At 64.8% G+C, this 8,749-nt stretch carries 9 protein-coding genes; 1 reads left to right on the top strand and 8 read right to left on the bottom strand.

Annotated elements, in window-relative coordinates:
* A partial coding sequence (locus tag AS156_RS02790) for an FAD binding domain-containing protein (protein ID WP_245312522.1) occupies positions 1-723 on the top strand: 723 nt, incomplete at its 5' end.
* Positions 724-744: 21 nt separating this feature from the next.
* On the opposite strand, the gene AS156_RS02795 is transcribed toward AS156_RS02790, so the two are convergent.
* The 8 genes from AS156_RS02795 to AS156_RS02830 form a co-directional block, all read right to left on the bottom strand.
* Entirely contained in the window at positions 745-1,944 is a 1,200-nt protein-coding gene (locus AS156_RS02795) for an ABC transporter substrate-binding protein (protein ID WP_136625975.1), read from the bottom strand.
* A gap of 63 nt (positions 1,945-2,007) precedes the next feature.
* Positions 2,008-2,709 carry an SDR family NAD(P)-dependent oxidoreductase gene (locus AS156_RS02800; protein WP_066499691.1) on the bottom strand — a complete coding sequence of 234 codons (702 nt, stop codon included), beginning with the start codon at positions 2,707-2,709 and terminating at the stop codon, positions 2,008-2,010.
* Between the two features lie 39 nt (positions 2,710-2,748).
* A complete protein-coding gene (locus AS156_RS02805; protein ID WP_066499692.1) occupies positions 2,749-3,555 on the bottom strand; it encodes a glutathione S-transferase family protein in 807 nt (268 codons plus the stop codon).
* Positions 3,556-3,602: 47 nt separating this feature from the next.
* A complete protein-coding gene (locus tag AS156_RS02810) occupies positions 3,603-4,376 on the bottom strand; it encodes an enoyl-CoA hydratase-related protein (protein WP_066499694.1) in 774 nt (257 codons plus the stop codon).
* Positions 4,377-4,388: 12 nt separating this feature from the next.
* The gene (locus tag AS156_RS02815) at positions 4,389-5,399 is read right to left on the bottom strand and encodes an NAD(P)H-dependent flavin oxidoreductase (protein WP_066499696.1); all 1,011 of its coding nucleotides are present in this window, start codon (positions 5,397-5,399) and stop codon (positions 4,389-4,391) included.
* 23 nt (positions 5,400-5,422) lie between these two features.
* The gene (locus AS156_RS02820) at positions 5,423-6,613 is read right to left on the bottom strand and encodes an acetyl-CoA C-acyltransferase (protein ID WP_066499697.1); all 1,191 of its coding nucleotides are present in this window, start codon (positions 6,611-6,613) and stop codon (positions 5,423-5,425) included.
* 11 nt (positions 6,614-6,624) lie between these two features.
* Positions 6,625-7,755 carry an acyl-CoA dehydrogenase family protein gene (locus tag AS156_RS02825; RefSeq protein WP_066499698.1) on the bottom strand — a complete coding sequence of 377 codons (1,131 nt, stop codon included), beginning with the start codon at positions 7,753-7,755 and terminating at the stop codon, positions 6,625-6,627.
* Positions 7,756-7,778: 23 nt separating this feature from the next.
* Positions 7,779-8,749 (bottom strand): acyl-CoA dehydrogenase family protein (locus AS156_RS02830; protein ID WP_245312523.1); only part of this gene is annotated, 971 nt, incomplete at its 5' end.

Raw genomic sequence — 8,749 nt, forward strand, 5'->3', positions numbered from 1 at the left:
CTGGCCACGCCCGCGCTCTTGGTCGACATCCGCGGCGTGGAGGAACTGAAGGGGATCCGGATCGACGATGACCACGTCCGGATCGGCGCGCTGACCACACACGCCGAGCTACTGGCCTCCGAACCGCTGCACGAGGTGCTGCCGCTGTTCCGTCGGGCGGCGAACCTGATCGCCGATCCGCAGGTGCGCAATCGCGGCACGATCGGCGGCTCGCTCGCCAATGCCGATCCGGCGGCCGATTGGCCAGCGGTCGTGATTGCGCTTGGCGCTGATATAGAGATCGCGCATCCTGGCGACACCGGGCGCGTTGCGGGCCGCGACTTCTTCGTCGACATCTTCACCACCGCGCTCGAGCCAAACGAGATGCTGGTCGGAGTACACATTCCGCGCCCCACGCCGGGCACGCGCTTCGCCTATCGCAAGATCAGGCACCCGGCGAGCGGCTATGCCGTGGTCGGCGTTGCGGCAGCGGTTCGCTTGCGGGGCGATGTGATCGAGCACGCGTCCATCGGCGTGACCGGCGCGGCGGGCCATGCTTTCGCCGGCGATGCTGCCGCCGAGTTCCTGATCGGCAAGCCGCTGTCCGCGGAGGTGGCCGCCAAGGCGGCCCGGCTGCTCAGCGAGGCAACGGAATGCCTGTCGGACCGCTACGCCTCCGCCGAATATCGCGCGAGCCTGCTGGCGACAGAAACCCGGCGCGCGCTGCTTTCACTCGCACAGTGAGATCATCCTGCGCGCACCAGATCACATCTGGTCCGCGCTCAGCACGCCGCCGAACTGCTCCCAAGTGCTGCCGGTCCAGCGCTGCAACTGAAGCTGCGTATAGGCCATGCTGTTGTCGGGGCCAGTGCTGATCGTGATGCCCGGCAGTAGCGTCGGCAGCACCAGTCCGCGGATATTGCGCGCCTGTTTCACGATATTCTCCCGCGAGAGGTCATTGCCGCACTGCTTCAGCACCTGTTCCAGGATCTGGCCCTGCTGCGTGCCGAACAGGTAATTGTTGTCGCCGATATCGGCGCCAGGCAGATATTTCGCGAAGTAAGCGTGATACCACTTCATGCCGGGATCGTCGGCCCACTTCTTGTCGGTCGGGTCCTTGGTGATGGTCGCGGCAACCACGCCCACGGCCTTGTCCGCTCCGGCCGGCACGATGGTCGCAGAGACCGAGCTCGAGACGTAGTTGATCAGCATCAGCGGCGTCCAGCCGATTTCGCTGGCCTTCTTGATCGCCTGGGCGGCGAACTTCGGCGTGCCGGCGATGAGGAACGCCTCGGCGCCCGATGCCTTGAGCGACACCACGCGGGACTCGATCGTCGGCTCGGTGACCTCGTAGGGAGAGACCACCACCTTCTTCTCGAAATCGTCCTTCAGGACCTCCTTGAAAGCAGCGACGAAATCCCTGCCGAGATCGTCGTTCTGGTAGAGGATCGCGATCTTCGCATCAGGCCGCGTCTGGATGATGTATTTCGCGTAAATCCTGCCTTCGGTGTTGTAGCTCGGCAGGCCCGTCGTCGTCATCGGAAACTCGGTGAAGTTCGTGAACCTGGTCGCGCCGCTCACGACGAACAGGTGCGGCACCTTCTTGCCGTTGACGTATTTGACCGTCGCCCCGATGCCCGGCGTGCCCAAGGGACTGAACAGGAATGCGACCTCGTCATTCTCGATCAGCTTCCTCGTCTGTTCGACGGCCTTGGGCGGGCTGTAGGCATCGTCATAGGTCACGAGGTTGATCTTGCGGCCGTTGATGCCGCCGCGATCATTGATCGAATTAACATAGGCGATGAGGCCTTTGCCGGTGTTGCTGAGCGGCGAAGCCGAGCCGCTGAACGGAAAGGTCGCCCCGATCTTGATCCCGGCTTCCGTGACGCCGGGCGTTTCGGCCCTCACGGCTCCGGCGACGGCCATGACCATCGCAGTCGCAACAGCAATTCTTCTCAACAGCATTGAGCTATCCCCCCAGCTTTATGAATTGATCGCGCTCGCGCGCCGTGCGGTTCCTGCCGTCGCCTACCAGGCCTCGCCGAACGGCCGCAGCTCGACATTGAACGACCACGCGCTGCGATCCTGGTGCGCGACGTGCCAGATCTCGTCCGAGATCGCGCGCGGCTTGATGAAGAAGTCGTCCGGCCGCTCCGGCCAGCGCTTCCGCGTCCACTCCAGATCGATCACGGCGTCGACGACGAGGTAGGCCACGTGCACGCCGCGCGGCCCGAGATCGCGCGCCATGGCTTCAGCAAGGATCCGCTGCGCCGCCTTGGTCGGCGCGAAGCCGGCAAAGCCGGGCTTGCCCCGCAACGCCGACGTATTGCCGGTGACGATGATCGCGCCCTCGCCGGCGCTGACCATCGCGGGCGCGAACCGCCGCGCCAGGTACAACAACCCCATCGTATTGACCTGGAAATTGCGATTGAGAATCGCCGGATCGATCTCCTGGAATGTGCCAAAGGCGCCGCCGACCGCGTTGTGAACCACGACGCTCGGACTGCCGAGATCGCGCTCCACGGCCGAGGCGACGGCCTCGACCTGCGCGGAATCGGACACGTCGCAGCGATATCCCTTCGTGCCCGGCAGTTCGGCTTCGAGCGCAGCAAGGCGCTCCTCGTTTCTCGCGAGCATGGCCACGCGATAACCGCCCTCGGCAAATCGCCGGGCGAGTGCGGACCCGGTGCCGGGTCCGGCACCCGAAATCAGGCAGATACGTTCGGTCATCCGATTAAATCTCCCCGTTGCAGCCGACGGCCCTCATGATCAGGCCGCTGCCTTTGCGAGCAACTTCGCGACATAGGGCTTGAGGTCCGGGCTGAAGTGCTCATGCTCGACCAGCCGGGCGAAGTGCGCGAACACCTTCGGATAGTCGTTCTCGATCCCCCCGTGCAGGATCCTGTTCAGGCCGCGCTCCCTCAACTGCGCCACCCGTCCATGCTCGTTCATGAACAGCGCAAGCTCGGCGGCAAAACAGATGTCGGCGAGCGTGATGCCGTCTCCCACCAGCGACTTGCCCTGGTTCGACAACGCCTGCTCGAGCCCGGAGGCATAGATCGCGAACGCCTGCTTGGCGCGCTCGTGAATCGGTGCATCGACCGTGCCGTCAGACAGAGCAAGGAGATAGATCTGCGTATCCCGCGCGAAGACCAAGCTGACATCGAGGAAGCTGTCGATCCTGGACGCCTCATAGGCGTCGCGGCCGTAGAGCGGAAACGTCGCCTCTCCCAGCCGCGCCACCGTGCGCATGATGCTGTTCGATTCGAAGATGCCGACCCTGCCGTCGCGGCCGAAGGCGGCGGGCACGTTGCCGAATGGCTGCGCTTCCAGGAAGGCATCAGTCTTGAACAGCTTGGCGCCGGTCAGCCCGACCCGACCGGTTCGCGCCAGCGACGACAGCGACGTGCGTTCCTGCCCGCCCAGCGGACGCGCGTCATAGTCCCACAGCCAGTCGCGCAATTCCTTGCTGGGCGCACCTCTGACCTCAACGTCCACGCCACAGAACCGGGCGGCGATCGTCGCCTTCCAGACGCGCGGGTTCGGCAGATACGAGAAGATTCGCAGCTGAGCCATCGTGGATTGCTCCTGATGAAGATGCGCCTGCAGGATGTCGCGCGGCTCTAACCCGCGAGCTTCGAGAAATCCGGCGGGCGACGTTCGGCGAAAGCTGCGAACGCTTCGCGCGCTTCCGGCGTCGTCAACCGCTCCTTGAACACCTCCCCTTCCGCAGCGATCTGCGCCGCGATGCGCTGGTGCTCGCGCATCAACCCCTTGGTCAAGCTGAGCGAGCCCGCAGGCCGCTTGGTCAGCGCGATCGCGGCGTCATGCGCCCGCTTGCGCAGATCGGCCTGCGGCACCACGGCGTTGGCGAGCCCGGACGCCAACGCGCCGGCAGCATCCATCGGCTCTCCGAGCGCAAACATTGCGTAGGCACGTGCATGCCCGATGCGCAGCGGCAGCAGCCAGCTCGAAGCGGCCTCGGGCACCAGCGCGAGATTGACGAACGGCGTGATCAGCCGGGCATTCTCGGCAAGATAGACCAGATCGCAATGCAGCAGCATGGTGGTACCGACGCCGACGGCATTGCCCTGCACGGCCGCGACCAGCGGCTTGCCGACCTTGCTGATCGTCCCGATGAAACGATGGGCAGGGCTGTCAACGGTCGCTTCGCCGCGCGCCTGGCTCGCGAAATCGGCGAGATCGTTGCCGGCGGTGAAGCTATCACCGTCACCCTGGAACAGGACCACGCGGACGGAGCCATCGGCCTCCGCCTGCTTGAGCGCGTTCGACAAGGCGTCATACATGGCGCCCGTCAGCGCGTTCTTCTTCTCCGGGCGCTGCAACGTCAGCGCCATGACACCATCGGCGATCTCGACTTTGACGTGCCCGGTCATCGCGTTTCTCCGTCAGGCCACTGCACGGGCCGGCCTGGCTTCAAGGGTGCCGTCGAGGAAGCCGGTCAACCGCTGGCGGATGATCCGCTCGGCCTCGGTCATGATGCGATCGATCAGCTCCTTGACCGTCGGAATGTCATTGATCAGGCCGACCACCATGCCGCAGCTCCAGGCGCCCGCGTCCATGTCGCCATCGATCATCACCTTGGGATAGACGCCGGCAACCTGCTCGTGGATGTCCTCGATCTTCAATTTGGCGCCCTTCTCGCGCTCAATCTCGAGCAGCTCGTCGACGCCCTTGTTTTTCAGCACGCGCTCGGTGTTGCGCAGCGCGCGCATGACCAGACGGGTGTCGAGCTCGTTGGCCTCGACCAGCGCCTTCTTGACGTTGGGATGCACCGGCGCTTCCTTGGTTGCGATGAAGCGCGTGCCCATGTTCATGCCGGCCGCGCCCATCGAGAGCGCCGCAACCAGGCTGCGGGCATCGGCCATGCCGCCGGAGGCGACGAACGGGATCTTCAGCTCATCCGCGGCGCGCGGAAGCAGGATCATGTTCGGGATATCGTCCTCGCCCGGATGGCCGCCGCATTCGAAGCCGTCGACGCTGACCGCGTCGCAGCCGATCTTCTCGGCCTTCAGCGAATGCCGCACTGAGGTGCATTTGTGGATCACCTTGATGCCGGCCGCCTTCAGTGCCGGCATGTATTGTTCGGGGCTGCGGCCAGCGGTCTCCACCGCCCTGACGCCCCCCTCCTTGATCGCAGCGATGTATTCCGGATAGGGCGGCGCGGTGAAGCTCGGCAGGAAGGTGAGGTTCACGCCGAACGGCTTGTCGGTCATGTCGCGGCAGCGCGCGATCTCCTTCGCGAGCAGTTCCGGCGTCTTCTGCGTCAGGCCGGTGATGATGCCGAGGCCACCGGCATTGGACACTGCGGCTGCCATCTCGGCGAAACCGACATAATGCATGCCGCCCTGGATGATCGGATGCTGAATACCGAACAGTTCAGTGATCGCTGTCTTCACGAATAATCTCCCCGCGTTTCCGATCAGTGGACGATTTCAAACAGGCCCGCGGCGCCCATGCCGCCACCGATGCACATGGTCACCACGCCGTATTTCGCCTTGCGCCGCCGGCCCTCGATCAGGAGGTGGCCGGTGAGCCGCGAGCCGGTCATGCCATAGGGATGGCCGATCGCGATCGAGCCGCCATTGACGTTGAGCTTGTCGGGATCGATGCCGAGCTTGTCGCGGCAATAGATCACCTGGACGGCGTAGGCCTCATTGAGCTCCCACAAGTCAATGTCGTCAATTTTCAGATTATGCCGCTGCAGCAGCCGCGGGATCGCCGCGACCGGGCCGACGCCCATCTCGTCAGGCTCGACACCGGCGGCGACAAAGCCGCGGAAGATGCCGAGCGGCTTCAGGCCCTTCTTCGCCGCGATCTTGTCGCTCATGATCACGCAGGCCGACGCGCCGTCCGAGAGCTGGCTGGCATTGCCGGCGCTGATGGTCTTGCCCTCGAACACCGGCTTGATCTTGGCGAGGCCGTCTGCGGTCGTATCCGGACGCGGCCCCTCGTCCTTCGACAACGTCACCTGCTGGAAGCTGACTTCCTTTGTGTCCTTGTTGACCACGGCCATCTTGGTCGTGATCGGCACGATCTCGTCATTGAAGCGGCCCCCCTGCAGCGCGGCACCGACCCGGCGCTGGCACTCGAGGCTGTATTCGTCCTGCCTGTCGCGACCGATTCCGTAACGCTCGGCAACGACCTCGGCGGTCTCCAGCATCGACATGTACATTTCCGGCTTCATCGCCATCAGATCATCGTCGACGGCATGGAAGCGGTTCATGTGCTCGTTCTGCACCAGGCTGATCGACTCGATGCCGCCGCCGATCGCGATCTCGACGCCATCGAGCATCACCGAACGTGCCGCGACTGCGATCGCCTGCAGGCCCGAGGCGCATTGGCGATCGATGGTGGTGCCGGCAACCGTCACCGGCAGCGCGGCGCGGATCGCGCCCTTGCGCGCGACGTTCATGACCATGGTGCCCTGCTGCATGGCGCAGCCCATCACCACATCCTCGACCTCGCCGGGCGCGATGCCGGCGCGCTTCACGGCTTCGGCCATCACATGGCCGGCCAGGGTCGGGCCATCGGTGTTGTTGAGCGCGCCGCGATAGGCCTTGCCGACGCCCGTGCGCGCGGTAGAAACGATGACTGCTTCAGGTGATGACATGCTTTGCCTCCTCAGGCGGCCGCGTCGAGCTGCGCATAACGCAGCACGTGGTAGGCGGGATCGCCGAACTGGATGTTGATGGACGAGATTCGCTTGAAATAGTGGCCGACATTGAGCTCGTCGGTCATGCCCATGCCGCCATGGAACTGCACCGCCTGGTCGGCGACGAACTTGCCGGCATAGCCGATCTTCGATTTTGCCCCCGAGGCGAGCCGCGACACGCCGGCATCGCCGCCGCTGAGGCTGAGGCTCAGATGCTGCATCAGGGATAGCGTTTCCTGATGGGCGATGAACATGTCGACCATCCGGTGCTGCAGCACCTGGAAGGAGCCGATGGTGACGCCGAACTGCTTTCGCGTCTTGGAATATTCCAGCGTCGCGGAGTTCAGCTCGCCGATTACGCCGACCGCCTCGGCGCAGAGCGCGCCGATGGCCCGATCGCGGCAGGCTTCCAGCGCGGCGACGCCCTCGCCCTCCCGGCCCAACAATTGCGCGCGCACGTCGCGCAGGCTGATCTCGGCGGCGCGGCGGCCGTCGATGGTCTTGAAGCTCTGCAGATCGAGGCTGGCGGCACGGCGATCGACCACGAACAGGCTGATGCCGCCGCGATCATGCCGATGCCCCGAGGTGCGGGCGGAGACGATCAGGTAATCCGCCCAGGGGGCAGCGAGCACCGCCGTCTTCTCGCCGGCGAGGAGGTAGCCATCCCCATCCCGGCGCGCCATGGTGGTAACGGTCGCAAGGTCGAAGCGCGAACCCTTTTCGGTCCACGCCAGGGCCCAGATCTTCCCTCCCGCGATGATACCGGGAAGGAAGGCTTGCTTCTGCTCCGCGGAGCCGGCTTGCTCGATCAGTCCGCCGGCGATCACGACCGTCTCGACGAACGGCTCGACCACGAGGTGCCGGCCGAACTCCTGCATGATGATCATGGTCGAGAGCGGTCCACCGCCGAGGCCTCCGACATCCTCGGAGAACGGCGCGGCGAGCAGGCCGAGTTCGGCAAAGGCGCCCCACTGCTTGCGGCTGAAGCCCTCCTCGCTCGCGACGATCTTGCGGCGCGTGTCGAAATCATACTGGTCGCGCAGCAGCCGCTGGACGCTGGCTCGCAACAGCTCCTGCTCTTCCGTGAACTGGATATCCATCCGATCCTCTCGTGCTGCTATTGCTAGAGACCAAGCACCGCTTTCGCGATGATGTTGCGCTGGATCTCGTTCGATCCGCCGTAGATCGAGAGCTTGCGCGAGTTGAGATATTTCTCCGACGCCGTATGGCCGTAGTCCCGCCCCGGCATGAAATGGTTGGCGCTGACCGGATGCTCGCGGATGGCAAGGCCATGATTGCCGATCGCGCGATGCGTCAGCTCGGTGATGTCCTGGAATATCTCGGTGCCGCGGATCTTGAACAGCGATGCCGCCGGCCCCGGATCGATGCCGCGCGCCATCTGGGCCACGACCCGAAGCTCGGTCGCCTCCAGCGCCAGCACGTCGAGCTCGACGCGGGCGATGTCCCGGATGAACTCGAGATACGCCGGATCGTCCTCCGGAATCTCTTCCTTCACGATCTTCTTCAAGCGCGCGATGTAGCGCGTCGAGCGGCCGATCCCGGCCATGCTGGTGCGCTCATTGCCGAGCAGGAATTTGGCGTAGGTCCAGCCCTTGTTCTCCTCGCCGATCAGGTTCTCGGCGGGGACACGGACGTTCTCGAGGAAGACGTCGTTGACCTCGTGCGAACCGTCGATGGTGATGATCGGCCGCACGGTGACGCCTGGCGACTTCATGTCGATCAAGAGGAACGAGATGCCGGATTGCGGCTTGGCGGAGGTGTCGGTACGGACTAGACAGAAGATCCAGTCGGCGTGCTGCGCCAGCGTGGTCCAGGTCTTGTGGCCGTTGACGATGTAGTGGTCGCCGTCACGCACCGCCTTGGTGCGGACGGTGGCGAGATCGGAGCCCGAGCCGGGCTCGGAATAGCCCTGGCACCACCAGTCCTCGCCGGAGAGAATGCGCGGCAAGAACTTCTTCTTCTGCGCGTCGTTGCCGAACGTGTAGATGACGGGGCCGACCATGGTGACGCTGAACGCCAGCGGCGGCATCGTGCCGGCGCGCGTCGTCTCCTGCTCGAAGATGAAGCGGCGGG

Origin of the sequence: Bradyrhizobium macuxiense (assembly GCF_001542415.1) — a bacterium.
GTDB lineage: Bacteria > Pseudomonadota > Alphaproteobacteria > Rhizobiales > Xanthobacteraceae > Bradyrhizobium > Bradyrhizobium macuxiense.

What these genes read in the sequence shown, in the direction of transcription:
- AS156_RS02810 (WP_066499694.1), bottom strand. Translation starts at nt 4,376, where the DNA reads ATGACCGGGCACGTCAAAGTCGAGATCGCCGATGGTGTCATGGCGCTG.
- AS156_RS02825 (WP_066499698.1), bottom strand. Translation starts at nt 7,755, where the DNA reads ATGGATATCCAGTTCACGGAAGAGCAGGAGCTGTTGCGAGCCAGCGTC.
- AS156_RS02805 (WP_066499692.1), bottom strand. Translation starts at nt 3,555, where the DNA reads ATGGCTCAGCTGCGAATCTTCTCGTATCTGCCGAACCCGCGCGTCTGG.
- AS156_RS02795 (WP_136625975.1), bottom strand. Translation starts at nt 1,944, where the DNA reads ATGCTGTTGAGAAGAATTGCTGTTGCGACTGCGATGGTCATGGCCGTC.
- AS156_RS02820 (WP_066499697.1), bottom strand. Translation starts at nt 6,613, where the DNA reads ATGTCATCACCTGAAGCAGTCATCGTTTCTACCGCGCGCACGGGCGTC.
- AS156_RS02800 (WP_066499691.1), bottom strand. Translation starts at nt 2,709, where the DNA reads ATGACCGAACGTATCTGCCTGATTTCGGGTGCCGGACCCGGCACCGGG.